The sequence below is a fragment of the Streptomyces sp. ICC4 genome (genome assembly GCF_003287915.1).
GTDB classification, from domain to species: domain Bacteria; phylum Actinomycetota; class Actinomycetes; order Streptomycetales; family Streptomycetaceae; genus Streptomyces; species Streptomyces tritrimontium.
In genome coordinates, this window is record NZ_CP030286.1 from 5,855,806 (window position 1) to 5,875,481 (window position 19,676).

At 71.9% G+C, this 19,676-nt stretch carries 22 protein-coding genes, 1 other RNA gene and 1 pseudogene; 13 read left to right on the forward strand and 11 right to left on the reverse strand.

Annotation, left to right across the window (positions count from 1 at the left end; genetic code table 11):
* Nucleotides 1-5: 5 nt before the first annotated feature.
* The 7 genes from DRB89_RS27305 to DRB89_RS27335 all read right to left on the reverse strand — a co-directional run bounded on the left by DRB89_RS27305 (nucleotide 6) and on the right by DRB89_RS27335 (nucleotide 8,005).
* A complete protein-coding gene (locus DRB89_RS27305; protein ID WP_112448158.1) occupies nucleotides 6-743 on the reverse strand; it encodes a hypothetical protein in 738 nt (245 codons plus the stop codon).
* Between the two features lie 1,121 nt (nucleotides 744-1,864).
* Nucleotides 1,865-2,743, reverse strand: coding sequence for a DnaB-like helicase C-terminal domain-containing protein (locus DRB89_RS27310; RefSeq protein WP_112448157.1), 879 nt, complete (start codon nucleotides 2,741-2,743; stop codon nucleotides 1,865-1,867).
* Between the two features lie 81 nt (nucleotides 2,744-2,824).
* On the reverse strand, nucleotides 2,825-4,219 hold the full coding sequence (gene dnaB / locus DRB89_RS27315; protein ID WP_112448156.1) for a replicative DNA helicase: 1,395 nt from the start codon (nucleotides 4,217-4,219) through the stop codon (nucleotides 2,825-2,827).
* A gap of 86 nt (nucleotides 4,220-4,305) precedes the next feature.
* Nucleotides 4,306-5,409, reverse strand: coding sequence for a hypothetical protein (locus tag DRB89_RS27320; RefSeq protein WP_112448155.1), 1,104 nt, complete (start codon nucleotides 5,407-5,409; stop codon nucleotides 4,306-4,308).
* Between the two features lie 11 nt (nucleotides 5,410-5,420).
* On the reverse strand, nucleotides 5,421-5,561 hold the full coding sequence (locus DRB89_RS43175) for a hypothetical protein (protein WP_162688742.1): 141 nt from the start codon (nucleotides 5,559-5,561) through the stop codon (nucleotides 5,421-5,423).
* A gap of 706 nt (nucleotides 5,562-6,267) precedes the next feature.
* A complete protein-coding gene (locus DRB89_RS27330; protein ID WP_112448153.1) occupies nucleotides 6,268-7,131 on the reverse strand; it encodes a protein phosphatase 2C domain-containing protein in 864 nt (287 codons plus the stop codon).
* A gap of 1 nt (nucleotide 7,132) precedes the next feature.
* A complete protein-coding gene (locus tag DRB89_RS27335) occupies nucleotides 7,133-8,005 on the reverse strand; it encodes a sigma-70 family RNA polymerase sigma factor (protein ID WP_239516356.1) in 873 nt (290 codons plus the stop codon).
* A gap of 483 nt (nucleotides 8,006-8,488) precedes the next feature.
* Between DRB89_RS27335 and DRB89_RS27340 the strand changes: the two genes are divergently transcribed.
* The 8 genes from DRB89_RS27340 (at nucleotide 8,489) to DRB89_RS27375 (ending at nucleotide 12,429) form a co-directional block, all read left to right on the forward strand.
* Complete coding sequence (locus DRB89_RS27340; RefSeq protein WP_112448151.1) at nucleotides 8,489-8,821, forward strand: hypothetical protein; 333 nt, start codon at nucleotides 8,489-8,491, stop codon at nucleotides 8,819-8,821.
* Entirely contained in the window at nucleotides 8,818-9,102 is a 285-nt protein-coding gene (locus tag DRB89_RS27345) for a hypothetical protein (protein WP_162688743.1), read from the forward strand. Before DRB89_RS27340 ends, DRB89_RS27345 begins: the two co-directional genes overlap by 4 nt.
* On the forward strand, nucleotides 9,099-9,281 hold the full coding sequence (locus DRB89_RS27350) for a hypothetical protein (protein WP_112448149.1): 183 nt from the start codon (nucleotides 9,099-9,101) through the stop codon (nucleotides 9,279-9,281). Before DRB89_RS27345 ends, DRB89_RS27350 begins: the two co-directional genes overlap by 4 nt.
* Nucleotides 9,278-10,126: a hypothetical protein gene (locus tag DRB89_RS27355; RefSeq protein ID WP_112448148.1), complete on the forward strand. Its 849-nt coding sequence runs from the start codon at nucleotides 9,278-9,280 to the stop codon at nucleotides 10,124-10,126. Before DRB89_RS27350 ends, DRB89_RS27355 begins: the two co-directional genes overlap by 4 nt.
* Nucleotides 10,123-11,460, forward strand: coding sequence for a hypothetical protein (locus DRB89_RS27360; protein ID WP_112448147.1), 1,338 nt, complete (start codon nucleotides 10,123-10,125; stop codon nucleotides 11,458-11,460). Before DRB89_RS27355 ends, DRB89_RS27360 begins: the two co-directional genes overlap by 4 nt.
* Complete coding sequence (locus DRB89_RS27365) at nucleotides 11,457-11,783, forward strand: hypothetical protein (protein ID WP_112448146.1); 327 nt, start codon at nucleotides 11,457-11,459, stop codon at nucleotides 11,781-11,783. The genes DRB89_RS27360 and DRB89_RS27365 overlap by 4 nt, the downstream gene beginning before the upstream one ends.
* A gap of 138 nt (nucleotides 11,784-11,921) precedes the next feature.
* The gene (locus DRB89_RS27370; RefSeq protein WP_112448145.1) at nucleotides 11,922-12,125 is read left to right on the forward strand and encodes a hypothetical protein; all 204 of its coding nucleotides are present in this window, start codon (nucleotides 11,922-11,924) and stop codon (nucleotides 12,123-12,125) included.
* 37 nt (nucleotides 12,126-12,162) lie between these two features.
* Nucleotides 12,163-12,429: a hypothetical protein gene (locus DRB89_RS27375; RefSeq protein WP_112448144.1), complete on the forward strand. Its 267-nt coding sequence runs from the start codon at nucleotides 12,163-12,165 to the stop codon at nucleotides 12,427-12,429.
* Between the two features lie 63 nt (nucleotides 12,430-12,492).
* Here the strand turns inward: DRB89_RS27375 and DRB89_RS27380 are convergent, their stop codons facing one another.
* Nucleotides 12,493-13,575 (reverse strand): hypothetical protein, encoded by a 1,083-nt coding sequence (locus tag DRB89_RS27380; RefSeq protein WP_112463452.1) that lies wholly within the window; start codon nucleotides 13,573-13,575, stop codon nucleotides 12,493-12,495.
* Between the two features lie 266 nt (nucleotides 13,576-13,841).
* Between DRB89_RS27380 and DRB89_RS27385 the strand changes: the two genes are divergently transcribed.
* From DRB89_RS27385 to DRB89_RS27395, 3 genes are read left to right on the forward strand one after another with little or no spacing between them, the layout of a single operon-like run.
* Complete coding sequence (locus tag DRB89_RS27385) at nucleotides 13,842-14,699, forward strand: Nif3-like dinuclear metal center hexameric protein (RefSeq protein WP_112450898.1); 858 nt, start codon at nucleotides 13,842-13,844, stop codon at nucleotides 14,697-14,699.
* Entirely contained in the window at nucleotides 14,696-15,439 is a 744-nt protein-coding gene (locus tag DRB89_RS27390; protein WP_204358075.1) for a C4-type zinc ribbon domain-containing protein, read from the forward strand. Before DRB89_RS27385 ends, DRB89_RS27390 begins: the two co-directional genes overlap by 4 nt.
* The gene (locus DRB89_RS27395) at nucleotides 15,439-16,776 is read left to right on the forward strand and encodes a bifunctional RNase H/acid phosphatase (protein WP_112463453.1); all 1,338 of its coding nucleotides are present in this window, start codon (nucleotides 15,439-15,441) and stop codon (nucleotides 16,774-16,776) included. The genes DRB89_RS27390 and DRB89_RS27395 overlap by 1 nt, the downstream gene beginning before the upstream one ends.
* 59 nt (nucleotides 16,777-16,835) lie before the next feature.
* Here DRB89_RS27395 and DRB89_RS27400 read toward each other — a convergent pair whose 3' ends face one another.
* From DRB89_RS27400 to rnpB, 3 genes are all read right to left on the reverse strand, one after another.
* Nucleotides 16,836-17,090, reverse strand: a complete 255-nt coding sequence (locus tag DRB89_RS27400; RefSeq protein WP_112450896.1) for a Txe/YoeB family addiction module toxin — start codon at nucleotides 17,088-17,090, stop codon at nucleotides 16,836-16,838.
* A complete protein-coding gene (locus tag DRB89_RS27405) occupies nucleotides 17,087-17,362 on the reverse strand; it encodes a type II toxin-antitoxin system prevent-host-death family antitoxin (protein ID WP_112450895.1) in 276 nt (91 codons plus the stop codon). The genes DRB89_RS27400 and DRB89_RS27405 overlap by 4 nt, the downstream gene beginning before the upstream one ends.
* A 160-nt stretch (nucleotides 17,363-17,522) precedes the next feature.
* Nucleotides 17,523-17,924, reverse strand: an RNA gene (gene rnpB / locus DRB89_RS27410) — RNase P RNA component class A.
* Nucleotides 17,925-18,001: 77 nt separating this feature from the next.
* Between rnpB and DRB89_RS27415 the strand changes: the two are divergent.
* Nucleotides 18,002-18,801: pseudogene (locus tag DRB89_RS27415) on the forward strand (MerR family transcriptional regulator).
* Nucleotides 18,798-19,646, forward strand: coding sequence for a hypothetical protein (locus DRB89_RS27420; RefSeq protein WP_112450894.1), 849 nt, complete (start codon nucleotides 18,798-18,800; stop codon nucleotides 19,644-19,646). The pseudogene DRB89_RS27415 and the gene DRB89_RS27420 overlap by 4 nt, the downstream one beginning before the upstream one ends.
* Nucleotides 19,647-19,676 lie beyond the last annotated feature (30 nt).

Here is a 19,676-nt window from a genome sequence, read left to right on the forward strand (position 1 = left end):
TGGGGTCAATGGGTCCATTCCTTGCCCGTTTCGATGCCGTGGCGGGCGGCGATCAGTTCCTCCATGAGCCCCAGGACCTCGTCGCGGGCTTCGGCGGCCTTGGTGCCGACGGGCAGTTCGTCGCCGTGGGCCCTGACCAGTGGCCGCAGCTTCCTCAGCCGGGCACCCAGGGCGGGCCCGTCGAGCTCGCGGTGCCAGGAGTCGAGCTCCTTGGCAGAGGCGCGCCGGGCCAGCTGCGGCCATCCGTCGTTGAGGCAGGCCAGCGACCACACCGCGGCGCGCAGCCGGGGCGCATTGGTTTGGCACCAGGTGTCACCGGCCCGGTCACGGGCCCGCTCGGCACGCTGCCGCTCGGGGTAGCGGTCGCCGCGGAAGGACGCTGCATCGCGCTCCAGGCGTACGGACCGGCTCTCCGCGCTCGTACGGGAAGCCAGGCCGAGGGAGTCGGCCACCTGCTGCCAGGAGGCCCCGCGCTCTCGGGCGGCCCGCGTGAGGTCACGCTCCAGGGTGTCCAGCGCCGCCCGGGCCTCGTCGAGCTGGGTGAGCGCGGCCAGGACGTCGTCGGCCGGCACCTCCGGCTGCTCCTGGCCGTCGGGGCCGTGCCGGTCGGTGGCCGCGCGCACCGCGTGCATCGTGCGGACGGGGTCGAGCCAGGTCTGGCCGCCGCTGTACTTCGCCAGCAGCAGGGCCTTGGCGTCCTGCAGCAGCTGCTCCCGGGCCTCGGGATCGATCGTCTTCGCCATGGCTGGGAGCCTGCCACTATTCCGGCGGTGTCCGCGAGTCGCGGACGGGCGCGGCGGGCCGTGTTCCTTCAGGGAACATCACATATCAGGATGATCTACCCCATGGAGTCTCTGACCTGGGCAGATGCCTGCTTTCAGCGAGCCGGTGGATCACCCGAAGCAGGCCCGAGACGGCCCGCAGAGGGGGTCAGGAGCGCCGATCTCCAACGGCACACCCGGGAGTGCCGATTACCACCGGAGAGCCGCACAGGCCCACTCAGAGACGCGCCGCCCTGCTCTTCCAGGTCGCCGCGCGAAGCGCGTCTGTCTTCATCGGCGAAGCCGATGGGTCTTGTAGGTCGTGCCCGTAGGGCTCCTTTCTATGTTCTGACCTGCACGGACTTCCCCAGGGGCGCCCCACGCGCGGCCCGCGTCACCCGAATGGGTGACGCGGGCCGCGCCCCCTCCTCTGACTATTAACAGGCCCTTGCGCCCTCAGATCGCCGGTTCCATCGGGTACATGACCGGCAGGTTCTCCGGCCGTCGGCAGTCCTCAGCTCGGGTCAAGACCTTGCCAGCAGCACGAGGGGGTCAAGATCGTTTCTGCCCGGATGGCGGGCTGAGGTCTCCGGAGCGGGGGTGGTGGGTACGGCGCGGGCCGTACCCACCACCCCGGAGCGTGGAGGAGCAACGGCCTGTTAATAGGAGTGCCTGTTCCGCTTCGGAACAAGGCCGGCCGTCGGCAGCTTCCTGGCAGGTTCACGGCTAGGGCCAAGACGGCTGGCAGCAGGGGCGGGGTTGCTGTTGGAGGCGAAGCCGAGCTCTCTCTCGCTTTGCGGTGCCTGACCCGGTCGAGGCCGCGCTGCCGCTGCGGCCTGCGGTGCAGGAGAGAGAAGAGCTTCTTGGGGGGGCTTATTAGGGGGGAGCGTTTCCCCAGGTCAGCGAGGTGCTGCCGATTTTTTTCCGACCAGGCTGGTCGGAAATCCGTCGGGTCTGGTCGGATTTCCGACCAGCACAGTTGGGGAGCTGCCCGGCCGGGGCCCGCGAACGACGACGCCCCCGGCGCAGGAGCGCGCCGGGGGCGGGGCCGGTGTGTGACTACGGAACGCACCCTCGCAGACAGAGCGGACACCGTCGCGGGCTCACGACGGTACGAAGTCCGTGAAGCGCGCGTAGTGGGACTGGAAGGCGATGTTGGCGGCAATGCCGGGGCGCGCGCTCCGTGCCTTCGCGACGACGAGGTCGGCCTCCCACGGGCGGGACGTCGGGTCGTACGCGTCCTCGCGGTGGACCAGGACCACCGTGTCCGCGGCGAAGACAATCTCGTCCTGCAGGTCCTCCAGGGCCGGCATCCTGTGGGGCCGCCTCGACGCGGCCCACAACGGGGCGGTGGCAACGATGGGAACGGCCAGCTCGCGCGCGAGGGCCTTCAACGCCCGTGCCGCCTGGCCGAGGGAGAGACCGGGGCCCATCGCCTCCAGGCCGTCGACCCCGACGAGCTGGACCTGGTGCTCGTGCACCAGGCGCCGGGCGTGCTCCGTCAGCTGGCCGTCCGTGAACGAGGCCGACGCCATCACGAACAGCGGGGCGACCTCCAGGACCGACTGCGCACGCTCCAGCCGGCGGAGGTCCTCGTCGGTGAGCTCGCCCGTCCGGATGTGGTCACGCTCCACCCGAGCAGCCGCGGACAGCAGGCGGACCATGATCTGCTCCGTGCTCTGCTCCGTGGAGGCGAACAGGGCGGAGACCGCCTCCCGCTCCTGCGCCTGTGGGAGCCCGCCCAGGAACCTGCCGCCGACGTTCCACTGGCAGATGTTCTGCAGGAGGGTGCTCCTGCCCAGGCCAGGCCGAGACGCAAGGACCGTCAGTGTGCCCGGCTCCAACCCGCCCATCGCGGTATCCAGCCCCTCGAGTCCGGTGCGCAGCCCCGGCCGATGTCCGAGGCTGTGCGCCGGCGCCTCCTCGCTTCTCGCGAGGAGCTCCGCCAGCGTGAGCACGGGCGACTGCTCGGTCGACTCCATCGGAGGACGTCCTTTCAACGAAGGGGTGGCCGCACCGATGCGGCCACCCCAAGGTGGGAAAACAGGCAGGTCACAGGCCGATCAGGTGCTCGCCATGTCGACGAACCGGCTGTAGTGGCCCTGGAAGGCCACGCTGATCGTCGCCGTCGGCCCGTTGCGGTGCTTGGCCACGATCAGGTCTGCCTCACCCGCGCGGGGCGACTCCTTCTCGTACGCGTCCTCACGGTGCAGCAGGATCACCATGTCCGCGTCCTGCTCGATGGAGCCGGACTCGCGGAGCTCGCCGATCTGCGGCCTCTTGTCGGTGCGCTGCTCGGGCCCGCGGTTGAGCTGGGACAGCGCGATGACCGGGATCTCCAGCTCCTTGGCCAGCAGCTTGAGGTTGCGGGAGATGTCGGAGACCTCCTGCTGGCGGTTCTCCGGGCGCCCCATGCCGCCGGACTTCATCAGCTGCAGGTAGTCCACGATCAGAAGGTCCAGGCCGCCCTTGCTCTGCTTCATCCGCCGGGCCCGCGAGCGGATCTCGGTCATCGACAGGTTCGGGGAGTCGTCCACGATCAGCGGGGCCGCGTCAATGTCGGGCGTACGGCGGACCAGCCGGGTCAGGTCGTCCTCGGTGGTGGTGCCGGCGCGGATGTGGTGCAGGGCGACGCGGGCCTCGGCGCTGTAGAGCCGCTGCAGGATCTCGGCGCGGCCCATCTCCAGGGAGAAGAACGCGACGGTGTGGCCGTAGCGAACCGCTGCGGAGCGGGCGATGTCCAGGGCGAGGGTGGACTTGCCGATCGCCGGGCGGGCGCCGATGACGATGAACTGGCCGGGCTGGAAGCCGTTGGTGAGGCTGTCGAGGTCGGTGAGGCCGGTGGGGATCCCGCTGATCTCGGCGGTTCCCTTCATCCGGGCGTCGAGGTCGTCCCAGAAACCGGCCACGTCCTCGCGGACGTAGGCGTAGCCGGCAGTCTGCTCCCGGGTTGCCAGGGCGTCGAGGATCTCGGCCTCGACGGAGCTGCGCACCTCGTCGAGCTCGCCGACCTTGGAGTAGCCGAGCTGCGTGATCTTCGTTCCGGCCTGGACCAGCCGGCGCAGGACGGCGTGCTCGTGGACGATCTCCGCGTAGTAGGCGGCGTTCGCGGCGGTGGGCACGGCCTGGACGAGGGTGTGCAGGTAGGAGACGCCGCCGACCTTGGCGATGTCACCGCGCCGCGTGAGCTCGGCGCCGACCGTGATCGGGTCGACCGGCTCGCCCTTGCCGTACAGGTACAGGATCGCGGCCTGGATGGTCTCGTGGGCCGGGCGGTAGTAGTCCCGCTGCTGCATCGGGGTGTCGAGGACCTCGCCGATCGCGTCCTTGCTCAGCATCTGGCCGCCGAGGGTGGCCGTCTCGGCTTCGAGGTTGTGCGGCGGAACGAGTTCGAAGCCGTTCCGGCCGGAACGCTGCTGCTCGTCGTCACGAGCGGCGTTGGGTGCGACGATGGTCATACGGATCTCCTTGGCGAGGTCTTCTGTGGCGGCCGGTTCTTCGCGGGAGCGGCCGCCACAGGCATGTGCGGAAGTGCGGGTGCGGGTCACGCGGGCTGACCGGCGCGGAGCCGGGCCAGCAGGTCGGCACCGTTGACGGACTCGGGTCCGGACGCCTGGCGTTGCCGACGCTCACGCTCGGCCAAGCGGCAGGGCGAGCAGTCGCCCTCCTCGAACGCGGGGTGCCGCTCGCACATCGGCGGTCCGGAGCGCTGCTTCGGCAGCGAAGCCTGTGGGGCCTCGGGCCAGGTCATCGCGTCCTCGATGCTCTTCCAGCTCGGCTTCACCCGGCCCATCCACTCGGCCAGACGGCACAGGTGGTCCAGGTTTGCGCCGGCGGCCAGGAGCTCAGTGGCCTCGGCGCCGATGGTGGCCGCGCGCTTGGGCAGGTACGGGTGACCGCTGGCCGCCATGCCACTGGCCCAGGCCTCCACCACGGGGGCAGCGGCCGAGACGTCACCCGCGGGGTCGGCACCGGCGCCGGGGGCGACGGCCTTCTTCACCGGCTTCTTCGGCGTGGCCTTAGCGGCGGGCGCGGACCGACTGTTCTTGGGAGCGGGGGTACCGGACCCGGCCGGGGGCGCGGATTTCCCCGTCCCGGCCGCAGGCGCCGGCGCGGCAGGGGCCTGCGGCCGACTGGAGGTCCGCCGCACCTTGCCGTCATCGGTCCGGGTGTGGACCGGAGGCTGGGCCGGGTTCTCGCGCCAGTCGGTCGTGTAGGCGTCGAGCTTGTCCCACACGTTCCGCCAGCCCGTGTACACGTCCGGCGGCAGGTCGTTGACCTGGTACTTCCGGAAGGAGTTCTGGATGCCGCCCTTACCCGTCGAGGTGATCAGCCGTTCATCGCCGTCGGGGTTCACGACCAGGCCGTGCTCCGCGAGCAGGCGCAGGGCGTCCTTGACCATGGTGGGACTGCACGGCTTGTCGTTGATGCCGGGCAGCAGGTAGCACAGCTGGTCCACCGACATCCGGCGCAGGCCGCCACCGGTCCGCCGGGCCGTCTCGGAGACCATCGCCCGCAGCAGCAGGTACAGGTGGAGGGCGGTCCGGGTGATGCCGGGCACCAGGAGCACCCAGTCACGGACCTGGGTGTAGGACCAGTAGTCGGTGATGTCGCCTTCGAACTCGAGGTTCTCGGCGTTCTCGTCCATGACAGGAGCGTTCATCGGGCCACCGCCCCGGCGGCCGGCGCGGAGGTGAAGGCGTTGCTGTCGAGCAGGTTCGTAGTCACCAGGCCGTTGTATGCGCCAAAGCGGACAGGCCCGCCGGAGCAGGTCAGCGCTCGATTCAGGGTGTATTTCATAGTCACGGCGCCTTCGTACGCGGCCGCGACGGTTAGTGTCGCGGGCTCCGCGGAGGCGGGCCGGAGGGGGCGGTGCATGCGGTGTTCGGCTCCCGTTCGGGGTAGGAGCCGTACGTCGGTGGGGATCACCCGGACAGAGAGGTCACACCAGAGGTGGTGCTGCGCAATCCTGAGATTGCTCGCTATCCTGGTTGGTGGTAGCCGGGTCCCTTGGACTTGGTACCCGGCGTTACCGCCGACGTACGACTCGAGGATCTGTGGCTTGTCTAGGGCCGGGTTGCGAGTCGTTTGTGCATGGAAGGTCGATGGCCGTCACCCTGCTGGACACAGGGCGGCGGTCATCGTCTGTTTTACGGGTCCATCGTCGAGTCCATTCGCCGGTTGGGCTGACCGGGAAGTCCGTGGTAGAAGCAGGTCCGACCGCGATCATGCACCGCCGTCAACCTGTTGTAACTTGCCGAGCCGGGCTTTGGTGCCGCTGTCCCGTCTGCCGGGCGCGAACTTGCCAGGGCATCCCGCAGGGCGGGACCGCGGCGTGTCGCCGGGCCCAATGTGGGCGTGTTCGCGTACGGGTACGCGTAGCCTGCCACCGCAGGCACCTCCGATTCAGGTGCTTGACCGCGCACGTCGGGCTTCCACACACCGGCGTTGCGACCGACAGGCCCCCACGGGGGCCTGTTCGCGTTTTGCGGGCCCATCATCCTCCTCAGCCGACTCGATCGTGGTCAGTGGGCGAACTCTGGGTGTGTCGGGCGTCATCGAACGCGATGAACGCCGCGGTCGCGTCGTCGCTCACCTTGAACCTGGCCCAGCGGGTGCCATCCCTGTCGGAGGCCTCGGCGGATCGGGTCCTGGAGATGAGCGCGGCTGGCCCGGAACCCTCCAGTACGTCGAGCAGCTCCTCCCAGGACAACTGGTGGAAGGTGTCGGCGAGACGGCTGGCGCCGTCCGACAGCAGTGCTGCCCGGCGGACTGCGGTGGCCGGGACGCTACCGGTGATGGCGTGGTCCGCAGCGGCAGGGTCGGTCGAAGCGACCCAGTAGCCGCCGGGGCTGTTCCGCAGGCTGCGCTGTACGGCGACGAGTTCGGATACTCGGGCAGCTCGCTCGGGGGTGCCCGCGGGGCCGGCCAGCGCTGCGGCCATTTCTTGCCCCGCGACGTCCTCAACGCTGGTGTCTGCCACGGCCTGGATGACCCCGTCCGTGTCCAGCACGAGCACGGAGTCGGACAGGACGAGGTAGTCGATGATGTCCTGACGCTGGCGCAGCATGACCACGGTTGCAGCAGGGACTGCCTTCTGGTCGAGCGCGCACGTGTCGGAGTGCATCGAGTTGACGTCCTGGATCGCGGTCCGGAGAACCTCTGCGAGTGGCTGTTCGTCGTCGCCCATCAGAGCGACCAGGCGTGCGCCGAGCTGCCGGACGAGCCACGGTGTGCCATGGCAACAAGCCATCGGCAGGTCCTTCGGTGCGGACAGCCCATCGAGCACCACGACGCCGCTGGGGCCCGTGAAGACGCCGTCCTCGTTCTCGTCCCCCACGCCCTTCGCTGACGCCGTGGTGATCTGCATGTCAGGCCCCTTCTGGGCGGTAGAAGGGCGTGATGCGCTCGCTCTCGAGGATCTCCCCTGTTGTCGGATCGAAGCGGCTGGAGATCAGGGTGGAGAACCGCTTGGCTCGGAGCTCGCTGTGCACGTTGGCCAGCTCCTTGGTCAGCCAGTGGATGACCCCGCCGGAACCGATGGCGTGGATGCCCGCCACGTACAGGAAAGTGCCCTGACCATCGGGGCGCGGCAGCCGGCTGAAGTACGCGACGTCGCGGTTCTCTCCGCTGTCCATCGGCGAGCGGTACGTCTTCCCACTGGTCCTGTCCGTCAGGTGCCAGCCCTCGGAGTCCTTCGCGAACCGCAGATGCGGGTCGCCTTCGAGGATCTGTTCCAGGAGCGGAGACAGCCGGGGGCCGCAGATGACGACGAGATTGTTCCGGTTGAGGCGGACGTTGCCACCTACCGGAATCGGCTCCAGGGTGCAGGCGAGGCCGACTTCTTCGGCCAGCTCGCTCAGCTTCCCGTAGGTCTGGACGTCCGGTGTTGCGATTACCGGGCCCTGGACAGCCTTCTCCTTCCCATCCTCCAGCTTCTCGGCCAACGCCACGATGACCGTGCCGGAGCCGAGGAAGAGGCGTTCAGGAGGAGAGCCCTTGGCCAGCTGGCTTACGCGCGCCTTGCTGATGCCGAGCTCCGTCGCCAACTGAGTGCTGTTCAGGTTGCCCGTACGCAGGGCGGCGTTCATGGCTTCGTTGCGGACGACCTGGAGCTCGTTGCCGTAGTCCTGGACCCGGCCGGTAAGGCTGTGGGCGGACTTGGCCCGCTCAAGAGGGTCGGTCAGTTCCTTGAGCTGGGACAACGCGGCATCGAGAGCCGCATCAAGCTGTTCCTGATCCATTCGTGCCTCCCTTCGTAGGGTCCTGTTTAGCGCACTTAACCGTAACTGTTCAAGGTGCTTGACGCGTCGGCGGGGTCGTCCTATGGTTTCGATGTCGCCAGGTTAAGCGGCCTTAACCGAATCGGTTGAGCGCCCTGTACCTGCACGTCAAAGCACTTCTTGTACTGGCACAGCCGCTCAGAACCACGCGGTTGTGGATGGCACCTCCATGCCGAAAACGGCGACACCGGACCGCCTCGGAGATGTACCGAGCTGGTGTACCGCGAAGAACTCCACAGTGAGACAAGGCGAAGAAACACAAGCTCAGGCCCTATGTCTTCAGTCCGGCACCCGCCCTGACGGGGGTGCCGTGGCCGTGGCCATCAGGCCGCCCGCACGACCCCTTCCCCGCCAACGGGGAGCGGCCCCGTGAATCCCCTGGTGCTCGAACACCTGGGGCGGGGCCGCTGCACGGACAACCCCTCGTACACAGGAGTTGAACCGATGGACAGCATCTCCTACATCCACGCCGCCGAGCAGCAGCCGGCGGACGAGTCCCGCCTCTTCGCGATCGACCGGATCGGGTTGTCGGCGGTCCTCGGCATCGACGTCGACCTGGTCCGCGGCCCCGCTGGCGCCGAGAGCGAGCTCGACGAGTACACCCGCCTCTGCGCCCTGGTCGACATGGCGGACGCCGGGTTCGTCGGCGACGCCGACCTGGACCTGATCGGCGGCCTGATCGACGACATGACCGAGGACGACGACCGCCGCGGCTTCGAGGACGACGAGTACGCGGCCACCGCCGACGACCTCTTCATGACGGGGTGGGCGGCATGATCACCACCACCAAGACCTTGCTCCACACGGCCCGCGACACGGTCCGGGAAGTCACCACCCGCGCGGACCGGCTCCACCCGGTCGCGCTGCTGGCCCTCATCGCCCTGGTCATCGTGCTCGGCTGGGGCGCGGCGACGGTCGTCGGCGCCGCCCTGGTCGCCCTGGTCCACGCGCTCGTCATCCTCGTCCAGGCCGGTGCCGTCGTCGGCGCCGCCGTCCTGGTCCTGCGCCTGGCCTACCGGTCCGCCTCCTCCGGGCGCAGGCCGGTGACCGCACCGTGAGGGCCTGCCGGATCATCCGCGAGCTCGACCCGGAGACCCTCACCCTCCACCGCACCACCCGCGACCAGGCCCACGAACAGGGTGCCTGCGCCCGCCTCCTCGCCGCCCAGACGCTCCGCCGCTCCGCCCGCGCCGCCCTCGACAACCACGCCGATCCCGCCCCGGAGGACCACCGATGACCAGCAGCGCCTGCGCCGAGTTCCGGTCCTCCCACCCGGGCGACCCGGCCGACTGGAACCCCGAGATGTACGAGCTCTACCTCGACGCCACCCTCGCCGACCAGGCCGCCGCCGCGCGGCGCGTCTCCCGCCGCGCGGTGCGGGCCGCCTGGATCACCGCCGAGGTCACCGTCGGCATCTTCGCCCTGGCCGCCAGCTCCGTCGCCGCCGTCCTGATGTGGGCGGACGAGAAGCAGGGCTACCGCGCGCCCCTCAGCTGGATCGCGGACATCGCCGCCGACGTCGCCGACGCGCTGTGCGACGCGACCGACCGCATGAGCAAGCGCCTGTTCCGGCTCGGCCGCCGTCACCCGAACTGGCTGATCGGCATGTTCCAGGAGCCGGAGAACTACATCCCGGTCCCTCCCCCTCCCCCCTCCCGGCCGGCCTTCGCACCGCTCGTGTGCCAGCCCGTCGAGACCTTCCGGTCGACGCCGCGTCCCCTGTACCCCGAACCCGTGGGCGACCTGCGGATCGTGCGGGACGAGCTGGCCGACCTGCGGGCGGCCGCCGCCATGGGCGTCGTGGTCGGGATGCTCCTCGACGCGGTCGTCCGCGCCGCCCCGGCCCCGCAGCCGGTCCCCGAGCCGACCGGCCCGGTCATCAAGGGCGAGCTGATCGGCGAGAAGCGGTCCGGCAAGAACCCCTTCCCCCCGGAGCTCCCGCTCGCCGAGGAGTCCAGCCCGGCGGTCGCCCGCCAGTTCCTGATCGACAACGCCAACCTGATCAGCCCCCTGGTCAGCCCCGAAAACGCGGCCCTCCTCGCCGAGGCCGCCCGCACCAACCGAAGGGAGCTCGGCGCATGACCGCCGTCTCGATGGAGAAGGACCTGCCCGACGAGACCCCGCTCACGCCGCCGGCCCCGGAGAGCGGAACCGACCCCGGCCTGGCCGCCTACGTCACCGCCCAGGCGCAGGCCAAGGCCGCCGAGGTGAAAGCCCTCGGCGAGGCCAAGGCCGCCGAACTCAAGGCGGCCGCCGAAGCCGACGCGATCCGGGTCCAGGCCGAGGCCGACGCGGAGAAGCAGCGCCTGGCCAACGAACGGGCGGCGATGAAGCTCGAAGCCGACCGGGCGGTCCACGCCGAGAAGCTCGCCAAGCTGGAGGCCGCCCGGATCGCCGCCGAGGCCGCCGCCGTCCAGGCGAAGAAGGAAGCGGACGCCACGGCGCAGGCCGACGCCGACCGTGCGGTCGAGGAGCGGCGCAGCGAGTCCACGTGGAAGTGGGCCGCGCGCGGCATCTACGCGGTCGGGCTGATCATCGCGGCGCCCCTGCAGTTCATGGCGTTCTGGGACGAGAGCCGGCCGTTCATGGTCGCCGCGCCCGCACTCCTCGAAGGCCTCGCGCTGGTCCTGGCCTTCGGCGCCGCCTGGGCCGTCGCCCACCGCCGGGACGTTCTCCCGTACCGGATCGGGATCGGGGCCGGCGCGCTGATCGCGGCGGCCGTGAACCTGTGGCACGGGGTCAAGGACCCCACGATCGGGCTGGACGCCGGGATCATCGGCGCCCTGGCCTCGCTCGGCGGCCCGGCCGTCCTCATGTGCTACGAGCACGGAGTCGCCCAGCGCCGCGACGGGATCCCCTCACGAAGGGAGCGGCGTCAGGCCGAGTCCGAGGCGAAGGCCCTGGAACAGGAGGCGGAGTCGAAGGCCGCCGCGAAGAAGGCTGAGGCCGAGGCCCGGGCCGCCGAGCGGGCCGTCGCCGAGGCGAAGGCGGCCGACGAGCAGAAGCGCAAGGACGCCGACCGGCAGCAGCACCACACCGAGGTGTGGGAGGTTGCCGAGGCCATGCGCTCGGCGCGCGGCGCGGCCTTCGTCACCGACCAGATCTGGGGCGACGCCTGGTTCCGGGTCACCGGCAGCAAGGTCGTCGGCATCACGGCGGAGATCGAGGCCGGATCCCGGGCCGCGCAGGCCCACATGAAGGCGGCCATCGCAGGCGCCTACGACGAGGCCGCCGAAGCCCTGTTGTCGCAGGTCGAATCCCAAATGCCCCCGCGCCCGCAGCGGGACCCGAACGCACCCGACGGGCGCCGCTTCAACGGGGGCGTTCCCCCGCTGCGCACGCCGGGCGACACCGTCCCGTACGCGGACGCCGCGAAGTCCGTGATGGCCGACGCGGCGAAGGCGTCCGCAAGGTGAGCCCGGACCGGTACCGGCGACTGCTGGACCGCTCCGGCCGACACTGCGAGTGCGATACCCGCAAGCCCTCCCGCTGCGGCGAGAAGCCGCACAAGTCCACCGGGCACCGCTGCCAGAACCCCGACCGCCAGGGCAACCCGCTGGTCGTCATGCCGCTCGACCCGGAGCTGGCCGAGCACCAGGCGGTCGGCCTCGGCGACCGGCAGCTGATCGTGATGTGCCGGCCCTGTGCCACCGCCCGCACCGGCGCCGTCCGCCGCGCCCGCGAGAGCGCGAACACGACGGCGATGTTCTCCGAGCTGAACAGCCTCTTCACCCTCTGACCCGCCCCCAGCCCTTCCACCCACTACCAACGTCAGACCTATTGGCCCTAACGGGTCTAACAGCCTCTCACCAGGTGCGGGGCGGACAGTCTTCACCGCCGCCCCGCACCACTGACTCAGACCAGGAGCGCCCTGCCCATGACCATCGCCGTCGACCGCATCACCGCCGAGAGCGCACCGCACTCCCGCCACGGCTGGAACCAGCTCGGGGACCGCCTCTTCGCCCAGGCCCTCGCCGTCATCGACAGCCACCACCGCACGACCGCGGAGCTCGCCGCCGCCGAGCTCCGCCTCACCGCCGCCCGCGTCGCCTGGAAGCGCGCCGAGAACAGCCCCGCCTGATCGCCCCGCCCGCCACCGCATCCGGAAGGACAGCTCGTTGAGCGACACCGACAAGACCGGCATGAAGCTCCCCCGCACGCTGGTGATCGCAGCCCCCGTTGCCGCCTACGTGGCGATCACCGGACCGACCCTGCGCGCCTGGAGCGCCACGACCACCGCCACGGCCGCCGGCCTGCTGTTCGTGATCCTCCTGTTTTTGCCCCAGCTCCTGCGGGGCGCGGCCGCCGCGAACAAGGCCGCGGCCGCCAACCGCAAGCACGCCCAGGCGAAGGCCAAGGCCGAGGAGAAGGCCAAGAAGCCCTAGCTCCCCCGACTCCACCCCGGCCTGGACGGCCCCCACCTCCCGGACGGGGTGGAGTCGGCGGGGCTAGGCCTTCGGCGGGGGCGGGGCGACCGGGAGGGTCATGCCGAGGACCCCGCACGGTACCTCCGGGGTCGCGTACGGAAGGTGCAGGCGGCCCTCCGCGCTCCACCGGCCCGTCCCGCCGAGCCAGCCCGCCGGGGCGCCGAGCCGGAAGACGTGCCGGTCCGCGGGGCGCCACAGGGCGAGCCCGGCCACGCTCCCGCCGTAGCCGTCGCCGGCCTCGTCCACCCGCAGCGCGACCCCGCAGCTCTCCGGCATCAGCACCTGCCCCGGCTGCACCGCGAACGGCGTCGCCGTGGCCCCGACGGCCCGCAGGCACTCCGGGAAGCGCACCGGGCGGGCGCTGCCCAGGACCCCCCAGCCGAGCCGGGGCTCGCCCGGCGCGTCCGAGCGGATCAGCAGCAGCCCGCTGTCGGGGTCGGCCAGCAGCAGCCGGTCGTCGCTGTCCTCGGCGATCTGGAGCAGCGGGGAGACCTCGCCGGCCCGCCCCAGGTCCACGGCCACGGCCTTGACCACCGGCCCGCGCGGGCCGTCCAGCTCCCGGTCCAGCGCCAGCAGCCGGCCCGTCCGGTCCAGCCAGACCCCGCCCGAGCAGCGCCCCGGGATCCGGGCCACGCGCTCCGGCCCGAACGGGGTCCCGGCCACCTGCCACACCGTGGTCGCGGCGGCCCCCACGGCCAGGGCGAAGGCCCCGTGCCCGTCCGGGGACGGCGGCAGCAGGGTGACCCGTACGCCTTCCCCCGCCCCCGGCTCGTCCTGCGGGGCGATCGCGCCGAGCGCCAGCTCCCCGGTCCGCGGGCCCGCGCCCGGCTCGCCGCCGCCCGTCGGGTACAGCAGCGCGAAGGCGTGCCGCTCCGCCACCCGGCGGTGGATCAGCACCCGCCCGTCGGCCAGCGGCAGCAGCTCGCTGTCGGCCTCCTCGGGCTGCGCGAGCGGCAGCGGCACCGCGTACGGCTCCGGCCCGGTCAGCGTCCAGCGCTCCGGGTACCGGGCCTCGCCGACCCCGGCGAGCCGGGCGGCGTAGGACCCGTCCGCGGCGATGGTGAACGGGGCCGTCGTCGTGTTCTCGATCGCACAGATGGTCATCTGCGGCACCTCCGCCGAGGAACGTAGTGATCGCGGTTCCCGCCGGACAACGCGACAACCCCCGCTTCACACATACGGGTGGCGGGCTGGTGGTTCGGCTGTGGCGGAGGTGGAGATTGTGCTGTGCGATATCGGGGCGTTTGGGGTGAGGCCGGTGGTTGGGTCCGCCTCACCCCCTTTCGGGCTCCGCCCGCCCCGGCCCCGGGAGCCCGGATCCGGCGGGCTCGGAGCGCTGGGCCGGTCGGTGCGGACGGTAGCCTTGGCCTGTGCCCCGCCTCTCTGAAGTCATCGCCGCGCTGGACGCTCTCTGGCCCCCCTCGCGGGCCGAGCAGTGGGACGCCGTCGGCACCGTCTGCGGCGACCCCGACGCCGAGGTCTCCCGGGTCCTGTTCGCCGTCGACCCCGTCCAGGAGATCGTCGACGAGGCGGTGAAAATGGGCGCCGACCTGGTCGTCACCCACCACCCCCTCTACCTGCGCGGCACCACCACCGTCGAGGCGGGCACCTTCAAGGGCCGCGTCGTGCACACGCTGATCAAGAACGACATCGCGCTGCACGTCGCCCACACCAACGCCGACACCGCCGACCCGGGCGTCTCCGACGCCCTCGCCGGCGCCCTCGACCTGCGCGTCACCGGCCCGCTCGTCCCGGACCCGAGCGACCCCAACGGGCGCCGGGGCCTGGGCCGGCTCTGCGAGCTCGACCGCCCCGAGACGCTGCGCGAGTTCGCGGCGCGCGTTGCCGCCTGGCTCCAGCCCACCGCGCAGGGCATCCGGGTGGCCGGCGACCCCGACGCGCTGATCCGCACCGTCGCGGTCAGCGGCGGCTCCGGCGACAGCCTCTTCGCGCAGGTCCGCGCCGCCGGCGTCGACGCCTACGTCACCGCCGACCTGCGCCACCACCCGGTGTCCGAGGCCCGCGAGCAGTCCCCGCTCGCCCTCGTCGACGCCGCCCACTGGGCCACCGAGTGGCCCTGGTGCGAGCAGGCGGCGGCCCAGCTCGACGCCATCTCCGAGCGCAACGGCTGGGGTCTTCGCACCCACGTCTCGCGCACGGTCACCGACCCGTGGACGGCGCACGCGCCGTCCGTGACACCCCCTTCTATCTCTGGAGCCCCCAACTGAACGCCGAGCCCGCCGACCAGATCCGACTTCTCGACGTCCAGGCCCTGGACGTCCGGCTGTCTCAGCTCACCCACAAGCACAAGATGCTGCCCGAGCACGTCGAGGTCGACTCGCTGACCAAGGACCTCGCCCAGCAGCGCGACTTCCTCGTCGCCGCCCAGACCAAGGCCACGGACGCCGCCCGCGAGCAGACCAAGGCCGAGCAGGACGTGGACCAGGTGCGCCAGCGCGCCGCCCGCGACCAGGCGCGCCTCGACTCGGGCGCCGGGATCTCCGCCCGCGACCTGGCCAACCTGCAGAGCGAGGTCGTCTCCCTCGCCAAGCGCCAGGGCGACCTGGAGGACGTCGTCCTCGAGGTCATGGAGCGCCTGGAGACCGCGCAGGAGACCGTCGTCGGGCTGACCGAGCGGGTCGCCTCCCTGGAGACCAAGCTCGCCGACGCCACCGTGCGCCGCGACGCCGCCACCGGTGCGATCGACGCCGAGGTCGCGGGCATCGCCAAGGACCGCGAGATCATCGTCACCGCCATGCCGGCCGCGCTGATCGCCCTGTACGAGAAGATCCGCGTCAAGCAGGGCGGCGTCGGCGCCGCCCGCCTGTCGCAGCGCCGCTGCGAGGGCTGCCGCCTGGAGCTCGACCTCGCCGAGGTCAACGAGATCAAGGCCGCCGCCCGCGACCAGATCGTCCGCCACGAGAGCTGCGGCCGCATCCTGGTCCGCATGGCCGACGCGGGCATCTGATGCCGAAGTTCGTTGTGGAAGCCGACGGCGGCTCCCGGGGCAACCCGGGGCCCGCCGGCTACGGCTCCGTCGTCCTCGACCCGGCCACGGGCGAGACGCTGGCCGAGCGCGCGGAGTACATCGGCGTCGCGACGAACAACGTGGCCGAGTACAAGGGCCTCGTCGCCGGGCTGCAGGCCGCCCGTGAGCTGGACCCGGACGCGGAGGTCCTCGTACGGATGGACTCCAAGCTCGTCGTCGAGCAGATGTCGGGCCGCTGGAAGATCAAGCACCCCGACATGAAGCCGCTCGCGGCGCAGGCCGCGAAGATCCTGCCGCGCGCGCAGGTGACGTACGAGTGGATCCCGCGCGAGCGGAACAAGCACGCGGACCGGCTCGCGAACGAGGCGATGGACGCGGGCAAGCGCGGCGAGCAGTGGGAGCCCGTCAACTCACCGCACTCCTCGGCCGCCCTGGACGCCTCGGCGGCCCGCGCGGCGGCGTCCCCGCAGGGCCCTCCGGGTGACGCGGCGAAGGGTGCCGCGGCCGTCAGGGCCGCCCTGGCCTCCGGCGGTGGTACGCGGACCCGTGCGGGCGCGGCTGCGGGCGCGAGCGCCGGATCCGCACCGGCCGGGGCGGACACCCTCTTCGCGGACCTGGAGGACCTCGACGACCTCCAGGAGGCCCCGGAGCTCGCGGCCCCCGCCGCCGGGCAGGGCTGGGGCCCCGACATGGGCACCCCGGCGACCTTCGTGCTGCTGCGCCACGGCGAGACCGCGCTCACTCCGCAGAAGCGCTTCTCCGGCAGCGGCGGCAGTGACCCGGAGCTGTCCGCGGCCGGCCGCAGGCAGGCCGCCGCCGTCGCGGAGTCGCTGGCGGCGCGCGGCACCATCCAGACGGTGGTCAGCTCCCCGCTGCGGCGCTGCCGCGAGACGGCGCAGGCCGTCGCGGACCGGCTCGGGCTGGAGGTCACCGTCGAGGAGGGCCTGCGCGAGGTGGACTTCGGCGCCTGGGAGGGGATGACCTTCGGCGAGGTGCGCGAGCGCTTCCCGGACGACCTACAGGCGTGGCTGGACTCCCCGAAGGCCGCGCCGACGGGCGGCGGCGAGAGCTTCGCGTCCGCCACCCGCCGCATCTCGGCGACCCGGGACCGGCTGCTGGCCGCGCACGCGGGCCGCACGGTGCTGCTGGTCTCGCACGTGACACCGGTCAAGATCCTGGTCCGGCTCGCGCTGGGAGCCCCGCCGGAGGCGCTGTTCCGCATGGAGCTGTCGGCGGCCTCGCTGTCCGCGGTGGCCTACTACGCGGACGGCAACGCCTCGCTCCGCCTCCTGAACGACACGTCCCACCTGCGGTAGCCCACGGGAAGCCCCCGCCCGGCGGGGGCTTCCCGTGGCGCGGCCGGGGCCGCCGCCGCTCAGTAGTGGTAGCGGGCCTGGGCGATCTCCACGGCCCCGTCCCTGGTGCGGTAGACGAGACGGTGCTCATCGGTGATCCTTCTGGACCACCAGCCGGAGAGGTTGCCCTTGAGCGGTTCCGGCTTTCCGGCGCCTTCGAAGGGCGTGCGCTGGATCTCCTGGATCAGGCGATTGATCCGCTTGAGGATCTTCGGATCAGCCGTCGACCAGTACGTGTACTGATCCCAGGCGCGGCTGGAGAACATCACCTTCACGCGGCGGACCCGACGTCGTCCGTGTCGTCGATGAGCTCGCGCGCCTGCCCGTGGCCGGCGTCGAGCTCGGCGATGGACTCCATGAGGATCTGCGCGTTACGGGGTGAGCGCAGGAGGTAGACCGTCTCCTGCCAGGACCGGAAGTCCTCGGCGGCCATGATGACCACGTCGCCGTGCTCCCGGGAGGTGACCTCTATCGGTTCGTGGTCCTCGTTGACCTGCCGGATCAGTGGGTAGAAGCGTGTGCGGGCTTCGTTCGCCGAGATCGGCATGGACTGACCTCCCTGTCACGTCAAGTCGTACGGCATTACCGTACCAGTCTCGGCTGCGTGTGGCGCGGGGTCGTCGTGAAGGGAACGACAGGGGCAAAGAAAAACCTCCCCGGACCCGCGTATCCGCGGGTCGGAGAGGTGTGGCTCCGGAGAGGTGCAACAGACGAGTCGGCCTGTACGCCGGGTTCTGTCGCCCGGAGACCTCGCGGTCGCCGGGGAGACGGCCATCCATCTAGGACCGGCGTTGCCGCCGGTCTCGTGCGGTCTACCCGCGAACTCGGGCGGGCAGCCCTCGAACGTTCGCGCAGAGTCGTCCGAAAACGACCCCTCTTGACCTTGCTCCGGGTGGGGTTTACCTAGCCGCCTGAGTCACCTCAGGCGCTGGTGGTCTCTTACACCACCGTTTCACCCTTACCGGGGGCCGAAGCCCCAGGCGGTCTGTTTTCTGTGGCACTGTCCCGCGGGTCACCCCGGGTGGCCGTTAGCCACCACCCTGCCCTGTGGAGCCCGGACGTTCCTCGGCGGGATCCGGGGACCCCGACGCGGCCGCCCGGCCGACTCGTCTGTCGTGTCGACCATGGTACCCGCCCCGTACAGGCGCTTGACCTTGACGCAGCGGCAGGGTTTCTACTGGCCCGTATGCGCATCGGAGAAATCGCCGCGCTCGTCGGGGTCACCACCCGGGCGATCCGGCACTACCACCACATCGGCCTGCTCCCGGAGCCGGACCGGCGCCCAGGGGGCACCTCCCAGCGGTAGCTGGGGGAGGTTACCGCGCCTACAGCGTCCGCGACGCCGTCCGGCTGGCCCGGGTGCGCCGGCTGACCGAGCTCGGGCTGAGCCTCGACGAGGTGCGCGACGTGCTCGCGGACGACGCCGGGCGCGACCTGGCCGACGTACTCGAGGAGCTCGACGCCGACCTCGCCCGCCAGGAGGCCGAACTGGCCGAGCGCAGGCGCCGCCTGGCCGTGCTGCTCGCCGCCCCGCCCGGGGAGGTCGAGCCCGTCTCGCCCGCGCTCGCCGCGCTGCTCGCCAAGGCGCCCGCGACGACCTCGCCGGCCGCCGCGCTCGACCGCGAGCACCTGGGCCTGCTGGACGCGTCGGGGGCCGTGGGGGAGGAGCTCTACGCCGTGCTCGGAACGGTCGCCGCCGATCCGGCGGTGCTCGCGCTGTACGAGCGGCTCGACGCACTCGCCGACGCGCCCGCCGACGACCCGCGGATCGGGCCGCTCGCCGCGGAACTGGTGGCCGCGATGCCCGCCGAGGCGTTCGCGGCGATCCGGGCCGACGCGCGGCCGACGGCGGCGCCGGGCTTCACGGAGGCCCTGCTCGCCGAGTACGCCCCGGCGCAGGCGGAAGTCGTCCGCCGGGTGATGGAAGCCTTCACGGACATGGGCACCGCCACGGACACGGACACGGACGAGGGGGGACGGGCATGAGCGCGCTACGCGCGGCACGGATCGCGGCGGGGGCCGTGATCCCGATGGAACTGGTCCTGGTGGTGTGCCTGGCGGCCGGCCCGCGCCCGCCCGGCTGGGCCCTGGCCGCCGCCGAGGTGCTGGTGCTCGGGGTCCTGCTCCTGGAGGCCGGCGTCCTGTACTCCCTGTACGCCGCCGCGCGCACCCGCGGCACCGCCCCGGGCGCCGCCCGCCGTGAGGCCGTCCGGGCCGTCGTGCCCGCGCCCGTACGCCGCCTCCTCCTGCACGAGCTGCGCGCGGGCGCCGCGCTCTGCCGGTGGGCGCTGCGCCGGCCGCCGCACGGGGTGCGCCCCGCGGACCACGCGGCCCCGTACACCGGTCCGCAGACGGCCATGATGTACGGCCTGCTCTTCGTGTCGCTGATCGAGACGGTCGCACTGGCCTTCCTGATCCCCTGGCCGGCCGTCCACCGGGTGGTGCTCGTCCTCGACGTGTACGGGGTGCTGGCGGTGCTCGCGCTGCACGCCGCCTGCGTCACCCGACCGCACGTGGTCCGCCCCGACGGCACCCTGCTCATCCGCTACGGCGCCCTCTTCGACCTGGCCGTCCCGCCGGACGCGGTGGCCTCGGTGCGGGTGGACCGCCGCTACCCCGAGGGCCGGCTCGTCACCCTCTCCGAGGACGGGGTGCTCGACCTGATCGTGGGCAGCCAGACCACCGTGACCGTGGAACTGACCCGGCCGCTCGCCTTCCACCGCCCGCTCGGCGCCCGCGCCGAGGCGCGCGCCGTCCGGTTCCACGCGGACGATCCCCGCGCGCTGGTCGACGCGCTGCTTGCCGCACTGCGGCAGCCCACACCCCCGTGACGGGCTGCCGCAGGGCTGCCGTGCGCCGAG